Source organism: Vreelandella sp. L-15 (genome assembly GCF_056857635.1).
Map to the genome: position 1 here is coordinate 1 of NZ_JBSXNN010000090.1, position 20,241 is coordinate 20,241.

16 protein-coding genes are annotated in these 20,241 nt (G+C 57.4%); 7 read left to right on the forward strand and 9 right to left on the reverse strand.

Annotation, left to right across the window (positions count from 1 at the left end; all coding sequences use genetic code 11):
- Positions 1-149, reverse strand: a 149-nt coding sequence (locus AC13CY_RS13340) for a hypothetical protein (protein ID WP_483052661.1), incomplete at its 3' end; no start/stop codon positions are given.
- Between the two features lie 246 nt (positions 150-395).
- Between AC13CY_RS13340 and metK the strand changes: the two genes are divergently transcribed.
- Together metK and ligB are read left to right on the forward strand one after the other, a co-directional pair.
- Positions 396-1,616 carry a methionine adenosyltransferase gene (gene metK, locus AC13CY_RS13345; protein WP_044630435.1) on the forward strand — a complete coding sequence of 407 codons (1,221 nt, stop codon included), beginning with the start codon at positions 396-398 and terminating at the stop codon, positions 1,614-1,616.
- A gap of 240 nt (positions 1,617-1,856) precedes the next feature.
- Positions 1,857-3,503, forward strand: coding sequence for an NAD-dependent DNA ligase LigB (ligB, locus tag AC13CY_RS13350; RefSeq protein ID WP_483052656.1), 1,647 nt, complete (start codon positions 1,857-1,859; stop codon positions 3,501-3,503).
- Here ligB and AC13CY_RS13355 read toward each other — a convergent pair.
- Positions 3,500-4,435 carry an AEC family transporter gene (locus tag AC13CY_RS13355; RefSeq protein WP_483052657.1) on the reverse strand — a complete coding sequence of 312 codons (936 nt, stop codon included), beginning with the start codon at positions 4,433-4,435 and terminating at the stop codon, positions 3,500-3,502. The two genes, ligB and AC13CY_RS13355, sit on opposite strands and share 4 nt — an antisense overlap.
- A gap of 140 nt (positions 4,436-4,575) precedes the next feature.
- Between AC13CY_RS13355 and metF the strand changes: the two genes are divergently transcribed.
- Positions 4,576-5,415, forward strand: a complete 840-nt coding sequence (gene metF, locus AC13CY_RS13360) for a methylenetetrahydrofolate reductase [NAD(P)H] (RefSeq protein WP_044630438.1) — start codon at positions 4,576-4,578, stop codon at positions 5,413-5,415.
- Positions 5,416-5,552: 137 nt separating this feature from the next.
- Here the strand turns inward: metF and AC13CY_RS13365 are convergent, their stop codons facing one another.
- From AC13CY_RS13365 to prlC, 4 genes are all read right to left on the reverse strand, one after another.
- Positions 5,553-7,757, reverse strand: coding sequence for a TRAP transporter permease (locus AC13CY_RS13365; protein ID WP_483052658.1), 2,205 nt, complete (start codon positions 7,755-7,757; stop codon positions 5,553-5,555).
- Between the two features lie 100 nt (positions 7,758-7,857).
- Positions 7,858-8,838, reverse strand: a complete 981-nt coding sequence (locus tag AC13CY_RS13370) for a TAXI family TRAP transporter solute-binding subunit (RefSeq protein ID WP_058576727.1) — start codon at positions 8,836-8,838, stop codon at positions 7,858-7,860.
- Between the two features lie 288 nt (positions 8,839-9,126).
- A complete protein-coding gene (locus AC13CY_RS13375) occupies positions 9,127-9,375 on the reverse strand; it encodes a YheV family putative zinc ribbon protein (protein ID WP_054641451.1) in 249 nt (82 codons plus the stop codon).
- Positions 9,376-9,431: 56 nt separating this feature from the next.
- Entirely contained in the window at positions 9,432-11,480 is a 2,049-nt protein-coding gene (gene prlC, locus AC13CY_RS13380; RefSeq protein WP_483052659.1) for an oligopeptidase A, read from the reverse strand.
- A gap of 203 nt (positions 11,481-11,683) precedes the next feature.
- Here prlC and AC13CY_RS13385 point away from each other — a divergent pair, with 203 nt between their 5' ends.
- The 3 genes from AC13CY_RS13385 to AC13CY_RS13395 all read left to right on the forward strand — a co-directional run bounded on the left by AC13CY_RS13385 (position 11,684) and on the right by AC13CY_RS13395 (position 14,390).
- A complete protein-coding gene (locus AC13CY_RS13385) occupies positions 11,684-13,024 on the forward strand; it encodes a sodium-dependent transporter (protein ID WP_483052660.1) in 1,341 nt (446 codons plus the stop codon).
- A 52-nt stretch (positions 13,025-13,076) separates the two neighbouring features.
- Positions 13,077-13,628, forward strand: a complete 552-nt coding sequence (locus tag AC13CY_RS13390) for a gamma carbonic anhydrase family protein (protein ID WP_044630444.1) — start codon at positions 13,077-13,079, stop codon at positions 13,626-13,628.
- 90 nt (positions 13,629-13,718) lie between these two features.
- Positions 13,719-14,390 carry a metal-dependent hydrolase gene (locus tag AC13CY_RS13395; protein ID WP_062375340.1) on the forward strand — a complete coding sequence of 224 codons (672 nt, stop codon included), beginning with the start codon at positions 13,719-13,721 and terminating at the stop codon, positions 14,388-14,390.
- On the opposite strand, the gene AC13CY_RS13400 is transcribed toward AC13CY_RS13395, so the two are convergent.
- Genes AC13CY_RS13400 through AC13CY_RS13410 form a run of 3 tightly spaced genes read right to left on the reverse strand, consistent with a single transcriptional unit; the run spans position 14,366 to position 18,427 of the window.
- Positions 14,366-15,748 carry a sigma-54-dependent transcriptional regulator gene (locus AC13CY_RS13400; RefSeq protein ID WP_044630446.1) on the reverse strand — a complete coding sequence of 461 codons (1,383 nt, stop codon included), beginning with the start codon at positions 15,746-15,748 and terminating at the stop codon, positions 14,366-14,368. The two genes, AC13CY_RS13395 and AC13CY_RS13400, sit on opposite strands and share 25 nt — an antisense overlap.
- Positions 15,741-17,660, reverse strand: a complete 1,920-nt coding sequence (locus AC13CY_RS13405) for a sensor histidine kinase (protein ID WP_062362903.1) — start codon at positions 17,658-17,660, stop codon at positions 15,741-15,743. The genes AC13CY_RS13400 and AC13CY_RS13405 overlap by 8 nt, the downstream gene beginning before the upstream one ends.
- Positions 17,657-18,427, reverse strand: coding sequence for a GntR family transcriptional regulator (locus AC13CY_RS13410; RefSeq protein WP_137094866.1), 771 nt, complete (start codon positions 18,425-18,427; stop codon positions 17,657-17,659). Before AC13CY_RS13410 ends, AC13CY_RS13405 begins: the two co-directional genes overlap by 4 nt.
- Before the next feature lie 309 nt (positions 18,428-18,736).
- Between AC13CY_RS13410 and lldD the strand changes: the two genes are divergently transcribed.
- Positions 18,737-19,903, forward strand: a complete 1,167-nt coding sequence (lldD, locus tag AC13CY_RS13415; protein ID WP_044630449.1) for an FMN-dependent L-lactate dehydrogenase LldD — start codon at positions 18,737-18,739, stop codon at positions 19,901-19,903.
- Positions 19,904-20,241 lie beyond the last annotated feature (338 nt).

Below are 20,241 nucleotides of genomic sequence, written 5' to 3' on the forward strand. Positions count from 1 at the left end.
TCGGGGTTGTGCTTGAGGTAGTCATTCCACAGCACCTCGGCAATATCAGCCATACCCATGGGGGCGCCAGGGTGGCCGGATTTGGCCTTCTGAACAGCATCCATGGAAAGGGCGCGAATGGCATTGGCCAGCTCAAAACGGGACGGCATGGGGGTGCTCCTCGCCTGAAAACGGAAAGAATAAAGGTGCTATTGTCGCTGACTTCCCCGGCGGCGGCAAATTCTCAGGGGCACGTTGTGGGAAGAACTTGCAACAGCGTGTAGACTCTGGCTCCCGAAGTGGTGGTGAAAGTGATGGTGCCGCTTCTTTATACGGGCAGGGAACTTCCTGCCATGATTTCCTGCTGATGCTGCGGTCATAACAGAGCAGCCGTCATACAGAGGGTCGAGTGCGCGATGAGCGAATATTCCCTGTTTACCTCCGAGTCCGTTTCCGAAGGCCATCCCGATAAGATTGCCGACCAGATTTCAGACGCGGTGTTAGATGCCATTATCGCCCGGGATAAACAGGCCCGCGTTGCCTGTGAAACGATGGTGAAGACGGGCGTTGCCATTATTGCCGGTGAGATCACCACCTCCGCGTGGGTGGATCTCGAGACGCTGGTGCGTGATGTGATTACCGATATCGGCTACACCTCTTCTCAGGTGGGCTTCGACGGTGCCACGTGCGGCGTCATCAACCTGATTGGCAAGCAGAGTGTCGATATTGCTCAGGGCGTTGATCGTACCAAGCCGGAAGATCAGGGCGCGGGCGACCAGGGCCTGATGTTTGGCTATGCCACGAACGAAACCGATTCGTTCATGCCGGCCCCGATCCACTACTCGCACCGTTTGGTCGAGCGTCAGGCGGAGCTGCGTAAAAACGGCCTGTTGCCGTGGCTGCGTCCGGATGCCAAAAGTCAGGTGACTTTCCGCTATAACGCTGAAGGCCAACCGTGTGGCGTCGATGCGATTGTTCTGTCGACTCAGCACGATCCGGAAATCGATCAAGAAGACCTGCGCAAAATGATTAAGCGTGAAGTCATTGAGCAGGTGATTCCCGCTGAGTGGTTGGATGCCAACACCCAATACCACATCAACCCGACCGGCAAGTTCGTGATTGGCGGCCCGGTGGGCGACTGTGGCCTGACCGGTCGTAAGATCATCGTCGATACCTACGGCGGCATGGCGCGCCACGGTGGCGGCGCGTTCTCGGGCAAAGATCCGTCGAAAGTAGACCGCAGCGCCGCGTACGCTGGCCGCTATGTGGCGAAAAACGTCGTAGCAGCGGGCTTGGCGGACAAGTGCGAGATTCAGGTCTCCTACGCCATTGGCGTGGCCGAGCCGACCTCGGTGTCCATCGACACCTTCGGTACCGGCAAAATCGACGACGCTAAAATCGTTGATCTGGTGCGGGAGCACTTCGATCTGCGCCCCTACGCGATCACCAAGATGCTGGATCTGCTGCACCCGATGTACCGCCTGACAGCGGCTTACGGCCACTTTGGCCGCGAGCCGTTCGAGCACAGCTACAGCTGGGTAGACGACAAAGGCGAAACGCACACCGAGACGTTTACAGCCTTCCCGTGGGAAAAAACTGACAAAGCAGACGCGCTGCGTCAGGCCGCTGGCCTATAAGCTTCCCGTAAGCGCAATGAGCGTCATGGGTTAGCGAAAAGCGCCCCTTGGTTCACGCCAGGGGGCGCTTTTTTTATGGGTCGAAACCGGCTCCGAGAGTGGCTTTCTGCGCATTGCATCTCTGTCAGTTTCATATAAGTTAATTTTAATAAGGGCTGAAAATTTCCCGTTTACCACGTGAGGATGCGTATGTCGGGTCGGCGAATAATAGGAGTGGCGAACCTAGCGGCAGCCTGGTTAATGAGTGTCACTTTTTCCGCACAGGCAGACACCTGCCCCGACTGGCCCGCCGAGCGGCTGGCGCTGGAAACCCAGGCGCTAGCCGAACATATCGAAGTGTGGGATCGCGCCTACCATGATAACGGCGAATCGCTGATTGCTGATGAGCTGTACGACCAAGCGCTGACACGGTTGGAAAACTGGCAAGCTTGCTTAGATTCACCGATTCCCCACCAGCCGCTTACCCGAGTGACCAGCAGCGACGGTACCCGCACCCATCCGGCCGCCCAAACGGGGCTCACTAAAGCCGATGAGGACGGCATTCGACGCTTTACTAGCCGCCGTGACGATCTATGGATTCAGCCCAAGGTGGATGGTGTGGCGGTGACGCTGCGTTACCAGGGCGGGGAACTCGTCGAGGCGGTTAGCCGTGGAGACGGCGAGCGGGGGCAGGATTGGACGGCGCGGGTTCAGCAACTGCCTGGTGTGCCCGTTACGCTTCCTGAGCCCGTCTCTGCGGTGCTGCAGGGCGAGCTTTACTGGCGGCTGGATAATCACGTGCAGGCACGCCAACCAGGTTCGGGTGCCCGAGGTGCCGTGGCCGGTGCCATGGCGCAGCGCGAGCCGAGCCAAGAGACGCTGAACCGCATCGGTTTATTCGTATGGGACTGGCCGGATGGCCCGACGCAGATGACCGAACGGCTGGCGCAACTGACGGCGCTGGGGTTCGAGACGGCCGATTACACCCATCCGATCAGCGGCCAGGAGGCGGCCGCCGAATGGCGCGAGCGGTGGTTCAACGGCCCGCTGCCGTTTGCCACCGACGGCGTGGTGTTAAAACAGGCTGAGCGCCCCGGCGTGCGCAACTGGTCGTCATCGCCCCCTGAGTGGGCGGTGGCCTGGAAGTATCCGTCTCAGCAGGCGCTAGCCCAGGTGCGCGGGGTGGAGTTTCGGGTGGGGCGAACCGGGCGCGTAACGCCGCTGCTGTGGCTCTACCCGGTGACTCTGGAAGGGCGGCGCATCAGCCGCGTGTCGCTGGGTTCATTGGAGCGCTGGCAGGAGTGGGACGTGCGCCCTGGGGACCACGTGGCGGTGACGCTGGCGGGCCTGACGATTCCTCAGGTAGACAGCGTGGTGTGGCAAACACGTGAAAGAGCCGCCCTAAGCGCCCCGCCGCCCGAGCGTTACCATCTGTTGAGCTGCTTTACGCTAACGCCCGAGCGAACATCAGAATGCAGCGCCCAACTGCTGGCCCGCTTAACCTATCTCAGCGAGCAGCTGGGCATGCGTGGAATTGGCGAAGGCACTTGGCAGGCGCTGATGGAGGCCGGTGTGGTTACGGAACTATTGGGTTGGTTGGCACTAACGCCGGAGCAGCTTCAACAGGCCCACGGTATTGGCGCTACCACCGCCGCAGCGCTGATGGCACAGTTCGACGCGGCGCGCCAAGCGCCCTATGCGACATGGCTGACGGCGCTGGGAATGCCCCCCGGTGGCGACGCTGAGCTGGGCGATTGGTACACCCTCGCGGGTTACTCTCGAACCGATTGGCAAGCCGTGCCTGGCGTTGGCCCGGTGCGCGGCGAAGCGCTCGTTGCCTTCTTCAGCCACCCAGACGTTCAGCGCATGGCCCGCCTGCTGCAGCTGGCGGGCGTCGATGGGTTTTAACCGAGCCCGGTGAGCCGCAGCATCAGCCCCAGATAGAGCGGTATCAACAGCGGTGCCAGCAGCGTGGTGGTGAGTACCGCTAAAGCACCTTTCTGCGGCTGAATGCCCAACTCCATCGCCACGACCACCACGTTAGAGGCCATGGGCACCACGCCAAATAGCAGCAGTGCCATCGCCAGCTCCGGTGCGAGTGGCGTGAACTGCTGGAGCACCAGCACCGCCCCCAGCATTACCAGTGGCCAGAGCAGATAGCGCAGGCCCACGCAGGTCGCCACAAAGCGTGTATCCCACGCGGCGAGGGTGACCTGGCTTAACGTCATGCCAATAATCATCATGCCCAGCAGGGTATAGGTGGCGGGGAAAACGGCTAACGAGCTCATCAGTGACTCAGGCAGCGTGGCGTTGAGCGCGTTTAGCAGCAGTGCTAGGAAAAAGGCATAAATCAGCGGCAGGCGGGCAATTTTGGCAAGGCTCTGGCGTACCGAGAAGTGGCCCCGGGCGCTCAAATAAAACCCCACCGTGAACTCATACAGGTTGATGCCCAGCATGCAGAAGAGGTACAGCGTCACCCCTTCCGGCGGTAGCAGAATCAGCGCGACGGGCAGCCCAAAGTAGCCGGTATTACCGGTGCCAGAAGAGAACGCCAGCAGCGCGCCTTCCTGCGGGCCAAAGCGGTGTTGGGTAGCCCAGCGCACGGCCAGTGCCATGGCGCTGACCAATAGAAACATCGCCAGGGTGAGCACCAAATACTCTAAGGTGGGGCCGCCATTCATCAGCGCGCGAAAAATTGTCAGCGGCGCGATCAGGTACACCAACAAGGTAGCAATCGGGCGCGGGTCTATTTTCAACCGTTGGGCGGCAATAAAGCCCAGCCCCACATACCCTAACAGCATGAGCAGCGGGCCCATTAAAGCGCTGGGTGCTAAGTCCATATCTCCTCCTTGATAGACGCGGTGGTGCCAACATGAGCCGAATTGAAGGTCGACCGTGGAATCTTTCATTAGCCGCTGCGCGGCGAAGCAGCGAGAATACCCTAAATAATGATCACGTTACCGCACTGCGAGGACAAACCATGAGCAGCCAAGAGCATCCGTTAGGTATTAGCTTTGAATTCTTTCCGCCCAACACCGATGCAGGTCGGGAGAAGCTAATTCACGTGCGTGATGAGCTGGCCGCTCGTAACCCGCGTTTCTTCTCGGTCACCTACGGCGCGGGTGGCTCCACTCAGGCGCGCACTCGGGATATCGTGCGCACCGTTAGCCAAAGTGGCATCACCACGGCGCCGCACCTCTCCTGCATCGGCAGCGAAAAGGCTCAGCTGCGCGACTTACTGGCGCAGTACCGGGAAGAGGGCGTCGATAGCCTAGTGGCCCTGCGCGGTGACATGCCCTCCGGGATGGCCAGTATCGGAGAGCTGCGCTACGCCAATGAATTGGTAGAGTTCATTCGTGACGAGACGGGCGACCACTTTGACATCGCGGTCGCGGCGTATCCGGAATCTCATCCACAGGCCCCCAGCCTCGATAAGGATGTGGAAAACTTTGCCCGCAAGATGAATGCGGGTGCCAACATGGCGATTACCCAGTACTTCTTTACCGCCGATGCCTACTTCCACTTCGTTGATAAAGCGCGTGCGCTGGGCGTCGAGCAGCCGATCATTCCCGGCATCATGCCGATCACCAACTACACCAAACTGGCACGGTTTTCCGATGCCTGCGGCGCGGAAATTCCCCGCTGGATTCGCAAGCAGTTAGAAGCCTACGGCGATGACAGCGACGCCATTGCCGCCTTTGGTACCGATGTAGTGACTCGCCTGTGTGAACGCCTGCTGGACGGCGGCGCGCCAGGCCTGCACTTCTACACGCTGAATCAGGCGGCCCCAGTGTTGAAGGTGGTGGATAATCTGAGCTAACGCTGTCGCCTGATGATGATACCGGCCTGCATCTTTGATGCGGGCCGGTTTTTTTATGGTAGTTCTAAAGGTAACGAAAAAAGCCGGAACCTCTCGGTTCCGGCTAGTGCATAGCTTGGCTCTAGTAACGTAACGGTTTACGCAGCGCTTGCCGTTGCCTTGCCTTTGCCACCATGCTGCTTGCGCTGCATGATAAACAGCACCGTACCAATCGCTAAGCCAACAATGTCGGTGTAGATGCCGCCGTAGATCAAGAACATGGCACCGACCAGCATCACTAAGCGCTGGGGTAAGTTCACCGGACCGAAGAACCACTTCTGAACCATGCCCGAGAGCAACACAATGCCTAGCGTGGCGGTGAGGCCTACGCGCAGTATCTGCATGGCGGAGCCTTCCATCAGCATCGCCGGGCTGTAGAAGAACATAAACGGCACGATAAAGGCCGCCAAGCCAATCTTGAACGACGCCACCGATGTGCCCATGGGATTATCCCCAGAAATACCGGCGGCTGCGTAAGACGCAAGCGCCACGGGCGGGGTAATGGCTGATACCACGGCGAAGTAAAACACGAAGAAGTGGGCGACGAGTGGTTCGATACCAATGTTGATCAAGCCCGGTGCCACGACCGATGCTGCTACCGCGTAAGCCGCCGTGGTGGGCATGCCCATTCCTAGCAGAATGCTGATCAGCATGGCGAAGAACAGTGCCAACAGCTGACTAACGCCCGCCAAGCCCAGCAGCAGCGAAGAGAAGCGCGCACCTACACCGGTCAGCGAGATAACGCCCACAATTAGGCCCGCGCAGGCACACACGGCGATGATCTGGATGGACATCGTACCTGCTAGCTGAAGGGCCCTTAAAATGGCGCGAATGCCCATTTTATTGGGTGAAATCCAGCTAACAACCGCCGCTGATGCGGTGGCCAGGGTACCGGCACGAATCACTGAGTAGCCCATGAAGAGGGCGGCAATCAGAATAATAATCGGCGCAAACAGGTAGGCCTGTTTCACCAGCTTCGAAAATAGCGGAATCTCATCCTTACGCATTCCCCGCATGCCTTTACGCGCGGCTTCAAAATCCACCATGAAGTAGATAGAGGCGAAGTACAGAATGGCAGGAATCAAGGCTGCAACGGCAATTTCGGTATAAGGAATGCCGGTGACCTCTGCCATGATGAAGGCACCTGCCCCCATGATGGGCGGCATAATCTGTCCACCGGTAGAAGCGGCTGCTTCAATGGCACCGGCGCTACGGGCCGGGTAGCCCACTTTCTTCATCAGAGGAATAGTGAGTGAGCCTGTCGATACCACGTTGCCTGCGGAGGTGCCGTTGATCATTCCCATTAAGCCAGAAGCAAAGATAGACACCTTAGCCGGGCCGCCGCGAGCACGACCTGCCGCGGCAAAGGCGAAGTTGACGAAGTAGTCGCCCACTTTAGATGCCTGCAAGAAGGCGGCAAAAATGATGAACAGAATAATATAGGTGGACGAGACCGCCGTGGTCGGGCCGAGTATGCCCGCATCGGTATAGACCTGGCTAAAGAAGCGCTGGACCGATAGACCAGGGTAGCCCAGGAAGCCGGGTAAATAGGGGCCTGCAAAGACGTAGGTCAGAAACACGGCTGAAATGACGACCAGCGCCAAACCTGCCACACGGCGAGTCAGTTCGAGAATCAGTAGCGAGCCCGCGATGGCGGCCCAAGAGATACCAGGAGGCGCAAACGAGGTGCCGGTGGACATCCGCATGTTGGTGTTAAACGCCATCAGCAGGTAGCCCGCGCTGGCCAGTGCACATACCATGAGCACTAAGTCGGCAGGATTAAAACGGTGGCGGGCTTGGCGATAGAACCAGGACAGCACAATCGCGCCTGCTGTGGTGGCCATCAGTGGGTAGCCAAAGTGCAGCGTCTCCACGGCCGGGTCGATGCGCATGGCACCGCCGTTGATGGCCTGCTGCATCAAGAATACTTGCACCAGCGAGTAAACTGCAGGAACCAGCAGCGCATAGCTCACCCATTTCAGCCAAGCAGGGGAGGCCTGCTGGTCATCTTCAGCAAAGCGGGCACCGGCAAACAGCCCGTAACCCAAAATTAATGCACCGGCGATGTGTACGATACGGAACGACCAGGTTTCCATGGGGTACACGTTGAGTGAAAACAGGTGGAAACCTGAATAGGCAATCGCCAGTGCTGCAAATAATAGGAACTGCCAGCCAACGAACAGGCGGCGGTTGGGCTCAACAACTTCTTCATCGACGCCATCAGCAATCGATTCTGGCGTTGATGAAGCAGCTAAGGCGTCATCCTTGAGGCCGTTGGGGTCTTGGTCGGTATTGTGACTCATCAGAGGTCACCCTCACAGCAAAAGCAAAGAAAGGGGGCAAGAGCAAACGCTGCCCCGCCCGACAGGATCGGCAGCGGGGCAGCGCGATGGTGCGTGGAGCTTACTTGATCATGTCGTCAGAGATATCGTAACCGTTCTCTTCGTACCAGCGTGCTGCGCCTGGGTGGAAAGGCAGTACCGTGTTGTGCACGATATTTTCCGGAATGCTGGTTTCAGCACTGCGGTGTACGTCGCGCATACGATCATTGTTTTCCATGGTGGCTTTCGTGACTTCATAGATGAAGTCTTCCGGCAGGTCACAGCCAGCAATCGCGAAGTTCCACATGGAAACGGCGCGAGCATCTTCTTCCAGCGTGGTGTAAGTGCTAGCCGGGATGGTGAACTCAGCGACCGGGAAGGCGTCTAGCACAGTCGCCAGCTCTTCTTCGGTAAACTCAATAATGTTCACGTCGGTTTGGACTTCCAGCTGGCTAACTGCCGGAATCGGGATGCCCGCAGCGAAGGCGACAACGTCCAGCAGGCCGTCCTGAAGCTGGCCGCCCAGGTCAGACCAACCGCCATTACGGCGGTCGAAGTTTACGCCCAGGGTTTCCAGCATGGCCGGGAAGTAGGTGTCAGAGGTAGACGCCGCCGGGCCGAAACCGATGCGCGCACCGTCGGGGATGTCGGAAATAGATTCAATACCGGAGCTAGAGAGCGCAGCGATAGAGAACGGGGTTTCATACATCGGGAACAGCGCGCAAACGTTGTCCATGACTAGGCCAGGTGCCAGCGGGCTTTCGCCTTTCATGGCATCGGAAGCCGGTCCCATGGTGGTTAGGCCGAACGCCATATCGCCACTATGTACTAGCGCCAGGTTTTGGGTAGGGCCACCAGTCACTTCGCCGCCGCCTGAAACACCGAGCTCATCGGCGATGAAGTTTGCCCAGCCAGAGCCGTAAACGAAGTAGGTGCCGCCTTGACTGGCCGTACCCACCGTGAAGTTGGTTGGCCACTCGGAACGGTCCGCGTGGGCAGTACCAGCGGCGAGTAGCGCGCTGCCTGCGAGCAGAGCGACAGTTTTGGGCATCGTATTGCGCATGGCGAGATTTCCTAAGCTGTTATTGGGATTATCGTCTGGCGTGTGTAAACACCGCCAGTGCTTTATCATTAAGCAGCTTATATAGAGCGATACTTGTGCCACATATACGATTTAATATAGAAATCAATGCATTAAAAATTTGCTCTTCAACTTTGGTTGAAAAGCAAAAGCCATTAAATGTCTGGCTTTTCGCACGCTCTAGATAGGGTGGTGTGCGGTTTTTCACACACTTTTCAAAGGGGGGGGGAGCGCCTAGCGATGCAGCCGCTGCACCGCTAGAGAGGGGCGTTATTTGTTTTTACCTGGGTCAAGAATGCGAACCGGCTGCACATCCTGGATTTTTTGCTCATCACGCACCTGATTCACTCGTGTAGTGAGCTCGGGGGCCGCTTCGTCTTCAATGGGCAGCTGTTCGAAGAAATCACAGCTCACGCATTCACGGTAGCGGATGCCGTGCTGCTCCCACGCACGAATGCGGTCCATGGCGGCACAGCGGGGGCAGGTCACGCCTGCAATAAAACGTTTAATACTCGACATACATACACTCCCAACGTGCGGAGGCAACGCCGCCGCACCGGATAAAAATAGCCAGCTTAGGCGGCGCGAATACCGCTATGGCGCAGCAGCGGTTCGACGCTAGGTTCGCGGCCTCGGAAGGCACGGAATAGCTCGGCGGCATCCCGCGCACCGCCTTGCTCCAGAATTTCCTCGCGGAAGCGCTGGCCAGTGTCTGGGTCAAAAATCCCGGCTTCTTCAAAGGCGCTCCAGGCATCGGCAGAGAGCACTTCCGCCCATTTATAGCTGTAGTAGCCAGCGGCGTAGCCGCCTGCAAAGATGTGGCTGAAACTATTTTGGAAGCGGTTGAAGTCGACCACGGGAACGACAGAGGTTTGGCGACGCACGTCGTCGAGCAGCGTCTGAACATCGCTGGCCGAAGGCGCTTCCAGCTCGTGATGGAGGCGTAGGTCGAACAGAGAAAACTCGATCTGACGCACCATGCCCATGGCGGACTGGAAGTTTTTCGCCGCTTGCAGACGCTCGAACAGAACGTCTGGCAGCGGTTCGCCGGTATCCACATGTTTGGCCAGCAGGTCGAGGCCTTCCCGCTCCCAGCAGTAGTTTTCCATAAACTGACTGGGCAGCTCGACGGCATCCCAGGCGACGCCATTAATGCCGGAGACGTCTGCCACCTCTTGCTTGGTTAGCATATGGTGCAAGCCGTGACCAAACTCGTGGAACAGCGTGGTCACCTCATCATGGGTCAGCAGCGCAGGTTTACCGCCTACTGGCGCGGTGAAGTTGCAGGTCAAGAAGGCCACTGGGAGCTGCACGCCGTTCTCGGTTTTACGGCGTACCCGGCAGTCGGCCATCCACGCACCGCCCCGTTTACCTTCGCGGGCGTAGAGATCCAGATAGAACCCAGCAATCGGTTTGCCCTGTTCGGTAATACGGAAGAAGCGCACGTCGTCGTGATAGCTCGGAGCGCTGCTGTCTTCTTTTACCTGAACGTTGTAAAGACGCTCGACGACTTGGAACAAGCCATCCACGACCCGCGGCGCGGGGAAGTAAGGACGCAGCTGCTCTTGGGAGATAGCGTAACGCGCTTCGCGAAGCTTTTCACTGACGTAGGCGACATCCCAAGGTTTGAGAGCATCGATACCTAGCTCGTCACGGGCGTAGGCGCTGAGTTCGGCAAACTCCTTCTGCGCTTGCGGCTTGGCGCGGCGGGCGAGGTCTTCCAGGAAGTCCAGCACCTGCGCGGGGGAGTCTGCCATTTTGGTAGTTAGCGAGTAGTCGGCGTAGGTGTCGAAGCCCAGCAACCGCGCCAGTTCCTGACGCAGGGCCAGAATCTCTTCCAAAATGGGGGCGTTGTCGAACTTGCCCGCGTTGGGGCCCTGGTCGGAGGCGCGGGTCACGAAGGCAGTATACACTTCTTCGCGCAGCTCGCGGCTGTCGGCGTAGCTGACGATGGGGAAGAAGCTGGGGAAATCCAGCGTAATGCGGTAGCCATCAACGCCTTTAGCGTCTGCCTGGGCTTTAAGAGTTTCCAGAGCGCTCTCAGGAACGCCTGCCAGCGCGTCGCGATCCTGAATGTCTTTATGCCATGCCTGGGTGGCGTCCAGAACGTTGTTGGAGAACTGGTTAGAAAGCGTAGAGAGGCGGGACTGAATCTCGCCGTAGCGTGCCTTCTTATCCGCCGGTAGGTCGACCCCGGCCAGTCGGAAATCGCGCAGGGCATTATCCACCGTGCGTTGCTGGGCAATTGTTAGCGTTGCCCAGCTCTCGCTCTCTTTCAGCGCCAGCCAGCCCTTAAATAGCCCTTCGTGCTGACCGACCCAGGTGCCAAACGCAGAGAGTTTTTCCAAGCAGGCTTGGTAAGCATCGCGCAGCTCTGGGGTATTCATGGTGCCGTTGAGGTGCGACACCGGCGACCAAGCTTGGGAAAGACGGTCATTCACTGCTTCCAGCGGTGCGGCAAAGTTGTCCCACGTTGGGGAGGTGGCAGCGGCCTGTTGGGCGAGGCGATCAATCGCCTCGCGGCTCTCATCGAGCAGCGTTTCCACGGCGGGTACCACGTGGTCGGCACGAATGTCGGCGAAAGGGGGAAGCTCGTGGCTCTCTAGCAACGGGTTGCGGGACATAAGCACCTCGGTAGCAATCAAGTTAGGGGCGCACAAAACGTGCGCTGATGATGACACAGTGCGGGCAGTGAGGCGTTGTTTCAATGCTTGACCCGCTGCAAGCGTTTGGCCTGGGGGGCAGGCGCCTGCTAGTCTTGCCGCCTTTCCATATCCGTAATCTGCAAGTGTCACCAATCAAGTGCCACCCATGGCAGGAGCAAGTAATGAGTGAAACGCTAGAGCGCTGGGGGTCGAAACGGGCCTTTATCTTGGCGGTAACAGGTGCTGCGGTTGGGCTGGGTAATATTTGGCGCTTTCCCTATGTGGCAGGAGAGAACGGCGGTGCTGCTTTCCTGTTGATTTACGTAGCGTTCGTGCTGCTGTTAGGCATTCCCGTGATGATGGCGGAAATCCTGATTGGGCGTGCCGGGCGGCGCGGGCCGATGCAAGCCTTAGGCGCATTGGCGTCAGAAGCGGGGGCTTCACGGCACTGGCGCTGGCTGGGGCTCTTCGGCGCGTTCACCGTGTTCTGTATTTTGTCGTTTTACTTGGTGGTCTCCGGCTGGTCGATTGAGTTTTTAGTGGCCTCGGTGAATGGCAACTTTAACGGTGCCAGCGCAGCTGAGATCGGCGCAGGGTTCGAAGCGTTTCTGGCGAATCCTGGGCTGCTGATCTTCAACCACTCGCTGTTCCTCTTCATGACCATGACGGTGGTAGCAGCCGGGGTGGCCAAAGGGCTCGAGCGGCTCAATAACCTGCTGATGCCACTGCTATACGGTTTGCTGCTGCTGTTAGCCATTTATGCCACTACTACGTCGGGCTTTGGTACCGCGCTGTCGTGGCTCTTTCTGCCCTCGTTCGAGGACGTGACTCCCGCGGTCATATTGCATGCCATGGGCCATGCCTTCTTTACGCTGGCAGTCGGTGCCTGTGCGCTGATGGCGTACGGGGCTTATATGCCCGATGAGCAGAGCCTGCCGAAGGCGGCCTTTGCCGTGGCGGTGTTGGATATTAGCGTGGCGCTGCTGGCGGGCATTGCGATTTTCTCGGTGGTGTTTGCTCAGGGCATGGACCCCGCCGATGGACCAGGGCTGATGTTCGTGACGCTGCCCATCGCGTTTTCCGAGTTGCCCTGGGGCTCGTTCTGGCTCAGCGTATTTTTCCTGCTGCTGCTGCTGGCCACCTGGACCTCGGCGATCAACCTTGCCGAGCCGATGGTGGCCACGTTGCAGGGGCTGGGCTGGCGGCGCAGTATCTCGACCGCCGTGGTGGCGATCAGTGTCTGGCTTCTGGGCCTACTATCGGCATTCTCGTTCTCGACGCTGGCCGAGTTTAGGCCGCTGTTCGGGCGTAACGTGTTCGAACTGGTAAGCAGTATTCCGCCCGATATTTTCCTGCCCTTGGGTGGTTTGCTGATTGCTACCTTTGCCGCTTGGGTGATGCCGCAAGCGCTGGTCGTGAAAGCGCTGGGCGTGGGCGATGGTGGCTATGTCATGTGGCGCAATATTGTTCGCTGGGTCTCGATTCCACTGACGTTTATTGTTCTACTCGGTGGGTTGCTATAGTGCTGTCATCCCGCGTCGTCACGAAATGCGAAATGCTTTAGAGGAGTGTGCCATGAGCAGTGCCCTAAGGACGTATCAAGGAGTCTCGCCGCAGTTGGGTGAGCGTGTCTACATCGATCCCGCCAGCGTGGTGATTGGCAATGTCACGCTCGGCGATGACTGCTCGGTATGGCCGATGACGGTGATTCGCGGCGATATGCACCGCATCACCATTGGCGCGCGCACCAGCGTTCAAGATGGCAGCGTGCTGCACATTACCCACGCCAGTGATTTCAATCCTGATGGTTTCCCGCTCACGATTGGCGACGATGTGACCATTGGCCACAAGGCAATTTTGCACGGTTGCACCCTGGGCAGCCGCATTCTGGTGGGAATGGGCGCCATCGTGATGGATGGTGCAGTGGTTGAAGATGAGGTGATTATTGCTGCTGGCGCGGTAGTGACACCGGGCAAACGATTGGAGAGCGGTTACGTTTATGCCGGTAACCCTGCGAAAGCGCTGCGCCCGCTCAAGGAGAAAGAGCGGGCTTTCTTCCCCTATACCGCAGGCAATTACGTTAAGTTAAAAGATCAGTTCCTTATGGAAGCCGCCGAAGCACGCTAAGCGTTTGCCTTACCACTCTTTTTTCTAACCTAGCCATGTTGCGCGCACTGAAAGTCTGGTAATTTATCCAGTTTTCTAGGGTGCCGCGACATGGCTAATTTTCGCACGCATATAACGGTTGCAGCAGCGGGCGGCACGCTAATGGCTTACGTTGGCTGGCAGGCGCAGTGGTGGGTAGCTCCACAAGCCCTGCTGGTCATTGCCCTGGTGGCCTTTGGCGGTATTCTCCCTGACATTGATGCTGACCGTTCTCGCTCTATCCGGCTGATTTTTAATATTTTATCAGTGCCTTCGCTGGTGCTGGGTGTGCTGTTGCTGCAGCCGTGGTTAACACCTGGGCTACTGCTCGTGGCGTGTGGTGGGATTTACTTCAGTGTGCGCTACTTGGCAGCCGTGCTTTTTTCACGCCTGACAGTGCATCGAGGTATCTGGCATTCACTCATGGCGGCAGGGCTGTGTGCGTTGGCTACGGCTGCGCTAAGCTTTCACTTGCTTGCCCAGCCTGCCTGGCTGGCGTGGGGCCACGGGGCTGCAGTACTGTTTGGGTTTATTATTCACTTGAGTTTGGATGAACTGTTTAGCGTCGACCTCGAAGGGGCGCGCTTAAAGCGCTCTTTCGGTACTGCGCTAAAGCTTGGCGATAGCCGCCGTCCACTTTCCAACCTATTAATGTTGATCGCCATGCTTATCTTGGTGCCCTGGGTGCCGCCTTGGGGAGTGCTGGTTGAGCTATTTCATCAGGGTTCGCTGCTGTGGCGATAGTCGCCAGCGCTTAAACCGTGCTTTTTGAGCTTGTCATAAAACGTTTTGCGGGGGATTCCTAAATGGTGGCAAACATCCGTCACTCGTCCTTGGTGGCGCGCTAGCGACTGACTGATCAAGCTCTTTTCAAACAGCTCTACTTGGCGGGGTAGCGTTAGCTCTTGAGTGTCGGCAGCGACACCCTCCAGCAGGGCATCAAGACGGTAGTCAAACGCGGCTCCCAGCAGTACATAGCGCTCGGCTAGGTTACGCAGTTCACGCACATTTCCCGGCCAGTCGTGGGCCAGGAGGGTGGCAATGGCGTGGCTATCTAGAGTGGGCGCTTCAAGCCCGCTGCGATTCGCCGCCACCACGGCAAAGTGTTGGAACAGTAAGGGAATGTCTTCTCTTCGCTCGCGAAGTGCTGGCAGCGGTAGGGTGACTACGTTTAGCCGGTAGTAGAGATCTTCGCGAAAGCGCCCCTCTTCGGCGGCGACTTTGAGGTCGACTTTGGTGGCGGCAATCACACGGATATTGAGCGGAACAGCTTCGTTGGCGCCTAACCGTTCTACGCTACGCTCCTGAAGCACTCGCAGCAATTTCACCTGAAGTGCCAAGGGCATGGACTCAATCTCATCTAAAAAGACGGTGCCGCCGTTAGCGTGCTCAAATTTACCAATTCGCCGCTCTACCGCCCCTGTGAAGGCGCCTTTCTCATGGCCGAACAGCTCGGACTCGATGGTGTTTTCCGGCACCGCACCGCAGTTGATGGCCATAAACGGACTGTTACGCCGGGCGCTGCGCTCGTGAATCGCTCGGGCAACCAAGTCTTTGCCGGTGCCCGTTTCGCCAAACAGCAGCACGTCAGCTTCCACCTGGCTGATGCGCTGAATCATCGCGGCAAGCCTTGAGATCACTGGCGTTCGCCCAACCAAGCGCGGGCCCAGTGCGGCTTGTTGCACCTCTAGCTCGGCCTTCAAGCGCAGGTTCTCAAGGCTTAGCTGGCGCTTTTCGATGCCACGTCTCACCACATCCAGCAGCTGGTCGCCCGCGAAAGGCTTTTCTAGAAAGTCCCAGGCGCCTGCACGCATGGCTTCTACGGCAGTCGAAATGTCGCCGTGACCGGTAATCAGAATAATCGGCAGCGTGGCGTCGCGGCTATGTAGCTCATGCAGCAGCGCCATGCCGTCCATCCCAGGCATGCGAATATCACTCACAATGACACCAGGAAAGTCATTCGGCAGCGCGGCTAGGGCCTGTTCGGCCGATTCAAAGCAGTGGGGTGTATAGCCCGCAAGTTCTAACGTTTGGCTGGCGGTGATACGCAGATGCGGTTCGTCGTCGATCACCATGACCGGCAGCGTCGACGGCTCATGCATGGTATTGAGTCTCCTGTTTGATGCGGGAGCCAGACGGCTCTGGTGCCGATGAGCGTGGCAAGGTGATAGTGAAGCAGGCACCTCCTTCCGTTTGATTCATAGCCTGCAGCCTGCCCCCAAGGTCCTCCATAATACGTGAGGAAATGGAGAGTCCTAGCCCTAACCCGCTACCGGGGGCCTTGGTCGTGAAAAAGGGCTCAAAAATATGTCCAAGGTGATCGGCGGCGATGCCAGGGCCATTATCTGCAACGCTGATAACCACTTGATTGTGATCCACTTGGGCGCTGAGCGTTAGAACAGGCGCATCAATCTCCTTCATTGCCTGAACAGCGTTGCCGATCAAATTCACAAGCACCTGTTCAAGACGAACCAGGTCGCCTTCTACCCAGAGTGTCTCCTTGGGCCACTGTTGAACGATACGAATACCGTCATCGCGTAAGCGACTATGAAAGAGCCGTAGCGCGTACTCAATGCAGGCTTGCACGGAAATGGTCTCTTGGCGCTCACTGCTTTTACGTGAGAATTGGCGTAGCTGGGCGCTGATATCGGCCATGCGTTCAGTGAGCTCGACAATCTGCGCTAAATTGGCGTCGGCGCTCTCAATCCGCGATAGCTCAATAAAGCGCCGTGCGTTTTCAGCATAGGCACGAATCGCTGCTAAAGGTTGGTTGAGTTCGTGGTTAATCCCGGCGGCTAACTGCCCAAGCACAGCGAGCTTAGCGGCTTGAATAAGCTCATCTTGGGTTTGGCGTAAGTTGGCCTCTGCTCGCCGCCGTTCTTCAATTTCATCCGAGAGGCGTTGGTTGCTGGCGACTAAGTCGCGGGTACGACGCTCGACGCTGACTTCAAGCTCATCTCGCACGTGGGCTAACGTTTGGCGCTCCCGCTCGGCAAACGCTTCACGTTCCCGGCGTAGTCTCAGGCGTTGCCAGCCAATGCCCCCTGCTAGGGCGATGACGCCGTAGAGTCCTCCCGCCATGAAGGCAGCAATCCACTGGGCGTTCATGACCGGTGTCAGTGGCTTGAGAATATGCATTTGCCAGCCAAACTCAGGAATGGGGCGCGTGAGGCTTAAATAGCGCCCGCCGCTGAGAGGGCCATGGGCAAAGCTCACTAGGTAACTACCGGGCCCGTATGGGGTATTCAATTGAATCCCAGACGGCGTTAGCGGCTCCATGGCATAACGGCGGGTTTCGCGGAGCGCGTCGCGCTGCTCGTCGCTCAGCGGATAGAGAGCGTTCATGCGCAGTTCGGGGTGGCTGGCCATAAAGATGATGTTGTCGCTGTCGGTGACGAACAGCTCGGCGTCCTGCTCGGCCCAGCTCTCCTCGACGTCATCAAGCAGCACTTTGACGACGATCACGCCATCCGGCTTGGCATCGGGAGAGGTATCGTCCAGCCACACCGGAGAGGAAAAGTAGTAGCCGCGCTCTAACGACTGGATCCCAAGCCCAAAAAAGCGTCCCTGGCCACCCGCGATGGCATCGGAGTAGTAGCTGCGAAACGCGTAGTTCTGACCAATGAAAGTGTTGGGGCGATGCCAGTTGCTAGCCGCGATGGTGTCGGCATCGCGATCAAGCAGGTAAACGTCCGAGACGCCTGAAGTGAAACGAAAACGATCCAGCAGCAGGTTGAGTGGCATAGGGTCTTGGCTATCCGGAGAGGCAAGAAAGCGCTGAATACCCTCTCGGGTGGCGAGCATTTGCGGCAGGTAGTCGTAACGCAGCAGGTAGCCGTTCAAGTTGGCCGCGGAGAGGCGTAGCTCGTTCTCGGCATCATCCTGAAGATTCGAAAGTGCCTGTTCACGAGCGAACTGAGCCGCCTGCCACATAAACAGCAGTAGCCCAACGGGAATGGCGATAAGCCATAGCAGACGCCAGCGCCACTCGGTGCTGCTGACGTGACTACTCATGCGGGACTATTAGTGGCTTGGGCACGACGTAGAGCGCGCTGAGCGCGAGTTTCGGCTCTAGCCATCTCAAGCAGCCCTTCTTCTACATACACTAAGTGCTCGTGGGCGCGGGTTCGAGCATCTTCAGCGCGGCCCTCTAAAATGGCATCCAGCAAGGCACGATGCTGGTTCATTAGCTGGGTACGCGAGTCGGGTTTGGCGAACAGGTGGGCCAAGTTATCCACGATGCTCTGTTCCAGCAGATGAAAAATGCCGCGGATCGTGTGAAGCAGCAGAACGTTATGGGCAGCCTCCGCAATAGCTAGGTGAAAAGCCGCATCTAGCTTAGCCTCTTGAGCCGGGTCAGCCCCCACAAAGCCACCATCAAGCTCTTCAAAGCGCTGAATCAAGACAGCTTTATCTGCAGGTGTCGAGCGTAGCGCGGCATAGTAAGCAGAAATACCCTCCATGGCGTCGCGAAACTCAAGCAGATCGAGATGAAATTCATTGTGGCGCGACATCATCTCTAATAGCGGATCCGTGTAACCATTGTTAAGCGTTTCATTAACAAATGTGCCACCACCCTGGCGGCTGGTGAGCAAGCCGCGAGCCGCCAGCTTTTGAATTGCTTCTCGAAGTGAGGGCCGAGATACCCCAAAACGTTCAGCGAGTTCACGCTCGGGTGGCAAGCGCTGGCCCGGCTTCAGGCTGCCTTCCAGGATCATGGCTTCAAGGCGTTCAGTAATCACATCAGCTAAGCGCTGTTGGCGGAGCGGTGGGTAAGTCATTGGTGAGGGTCCACATAATTGGTAAGACCAATGGTAGGGGCTTCAATGATTTGTCTCAATAGTAAAACGCTAACAAATGGATGGCTAACGGTACTGTTTATGCGGTTTGAAACTAAAGTATATAGCTGAAAAGCGCTATAGAGCGTGATGCCGGTTTGACACAGCGGTAACCTCTCACTAATGTTGAATCTGATTTTTTGTAAATTGGTAAAACCAATTTTAATCTGAGGCGCTTAACACCAACGCTTCGATGACCGTTTGTAGATAGTACTTATAAATAGTGCATCTATTTATTGCATAGGGCCTGCCATGATCATTTCAGCACCGACGGACTACCGCCAAGCTGCCAAGCGCCGTATCCCTCCCTTTCTTTTTCATTATGCTGACGGTGGGTCATACGCAGAGCATACGCTGAACCGAAATGTTGAGGATCTCGCAGGTATCGCATTGCGGCAGCGTGTGCTGAAGGATATGTCGTCGCTATCACTCGAAACCGAGCTGTTTGGCGAAAAAATGGCGATGCCTCTTGCGCTGGCGCCGGTGGGCTTGACGGGGATGTATGCAAGGCGTGGTGAAGTGCAGGCAGCTCGGGCGGCCACCAAAAAAGGCATACCATTCACGCTCTCGACAGTATCGGTGTGCCCTATTGCGGAAGTAGCCGCGGCAGTTGACCGCCCCATCTGGTTTCAACTTTACGTGCTAAAAGATCGCGGCTTTATGAAGCATGTGCTGGAGCGTGCTAAGGCCGCAGGCGTGAAGACACTGGTTTTTACGGTTGATATGCCGGTTCCAGGAGCGCGTTATCGTGATGCGCATTCAGGCATGAGCGGTAAAAGCGGACCCATGAGGCGAATGCTGCAAGCCGCGCTGCATCCTTTATGGGCCTGGGACGTGGGGGTTCATGGTCGTCCACATGATCTAGGTAATGTGTCTGATTATCGTGGTAAGCCTACAGAGCTTGAGGACTATATAGCTTGGCTAGGTGACAACTTTGATCCCTCTATCTCTTGGAAAGATCTGGATTGGATTCGTGAGCAGTGGGATGGCCCGATGATCATTAAGGGGGTTCTCGACGCTGAAGATGCGCGTGATGCAGTGCGTTTCGGCGCAGACGGTATTGTGGTTTCGAACCATGGCGGTCGTCAGCTAGATGGTGTTCCCTCTACTGCGCGTGCCCTTCCTGCTATTGCGGATGCAGTTAAAGGCGATCTGACGATCCTGGCCGATTCCGGGGTGCGCAACGGGTTGGATGTAGTAAGGATGATTGCTATGGGGGCCGATACAGCATTGATTGGCCGTGCCTTCATTTATGCGCTGGCCACTGCTGGGGAGGCGGGTGTCGCCAATTTGCTAGAGCTTTTCGATAAAGAGATGCGGGTTGCGATGACGTTGACAGGCGCGCGAACGATAGCTGACCTTAGCTCCGAATCGTTAGTATCTGGCGCTATAAAAGAACTTGAGCACCCTGTTAGGTAGCCGGTAATCAGCTTGATAGAGCAACGTTGGCATTTTTTTAAAAAAGCTCTTGCCAACCCGGCTGCGAATCCGTAAAGTACGCATCCGCTGCCGGGGACGCCCAGCGTTACCAGCGGTGAAGGAGGTTGAAAAACCTCTGGTTTGTCAGGAGGTTAGAGCCGTCTTGTTGTTGTTTAGATCGCTCGCTTCACTCGCTGAAAACAGCGGTTGACAAACACCAGGAAATGCGTAGAATACGCCTTCCTCGCTGAGGCAACACGGGTCAGGTCATCGAGCCCGTCGCAGCGAACTTAAGAAAGTTGCTCTTTAACAATTTGATCAGGTAATTCATGTGGGCG

Excerpts from the sequence above, each read along its gene's own strand:
- metK (WP_044630435.1), top strand. The coding sequence starts at position 396 with ATGAGCGAATATTCCCTGTTTACCTCCGAGTCCGTTTCCGAAGGCCAT.
- ligB (WP_483052656.1), top strand. The coding sequence starts at position 1,857 with ATGAGTGTCACTTTTTCCGCACAGGCAGACACCTGCCCCGACTGGCCC.
- AC13CY_RS13355 (WP_483052657.1), bottom strand. The coding sequence starts at position 4,435 with ATGGACTTAGCACCCAGCGCTTTAATGGGCCCGCTGCTCATGCTGTTA.
- metF (WP_044630438.1), top strand. The coding sequence starts at position 4,576 with ATGAGCAGCCAAGAGCATCCGTTAGGTATTAGCTTTGAATTCTTTCCG.
- AC13CY_RS13365 (WP_483052658.1), bottom strand. The coding sequence starts at position 7,757 with ATGAGTCACAATACCGACCAAGACCCCAACGGCCTCAAGGATGACGCC.
- AC13CY_RS13370 (WP_058576727.1), bottom strand. The coding sequence starts at position 8,838 with ATGCGCAATACGATGCCCAAAACTGTCGCTCTGCTCGCAGGCAGCGCG.
- AC13CY_RS13375 (WP_054641451.1), bottom strand. The coding sequence starts at position 9,375 with ATGTCGAGTATTAAACGTTTTATTGCAGGCGTGACCTGCCCCCGCTGT.
- prlC (WP_483052659.1), bottom strand. The coding sequence starts at position 11,480 with ATGTCCCGCAACCCGTTGCTAGAGAGCCACGAGCTTCCCCCTTTCGCC.
- AC13CY_RS13385 (WP_483052660.1), top strand. The coding sequence starts at position 11,684 with ATGAGTGAAACGCTAGAGCGCTGGGGGTCGAAACGGGCCTTTATCTTG.
- AC13CY_RS13390 (WP_044630444.1), top strand. The coding sequence starts at position 13,077 with ATGAGCAGTGCCCTAAGGACGTATCAAGGAGTCTCGCCGCAGTTGGGT.
- AC13CY_RS13395 (WP_062375340.1), top strand. The coding sequence starts at position 13,719 with ATGGCTAATTTTCGCACGCATATAACGGTTGCAGCAGCGGGCGGCACG.
- AC13CY_RS13400 (WP_044630446.1), bottom strand. The coding sequence starts at position 15,748 with ATGCATGAGCCGTCGACGCTGCCGGTCATGGTGATCGACGACGAACCG.
- AC13CY_RS13405 (WP_062362903.1), bottom strand. The coding sequence starts at position 17,660 with ATGAGTAGTCACGTCAGCAGCACCGAGTGGCGCTGGCGTCTGCTATGG.
- AC13CY_RS13410 (WP_137094866.1), bottom strand. The coding sequence starts at position 18,427 with ATGACTTACCCACCGCTCCGCCAACAGCGCTTAGCTGATGTGATTACT.
- lldD (WP_044630449.1), top strand. The coding sequence starts at position 18,737 with ATGATCATTTCAGCACCGACGGACTACCGCCAAGCTGCCAAGCGCCGT.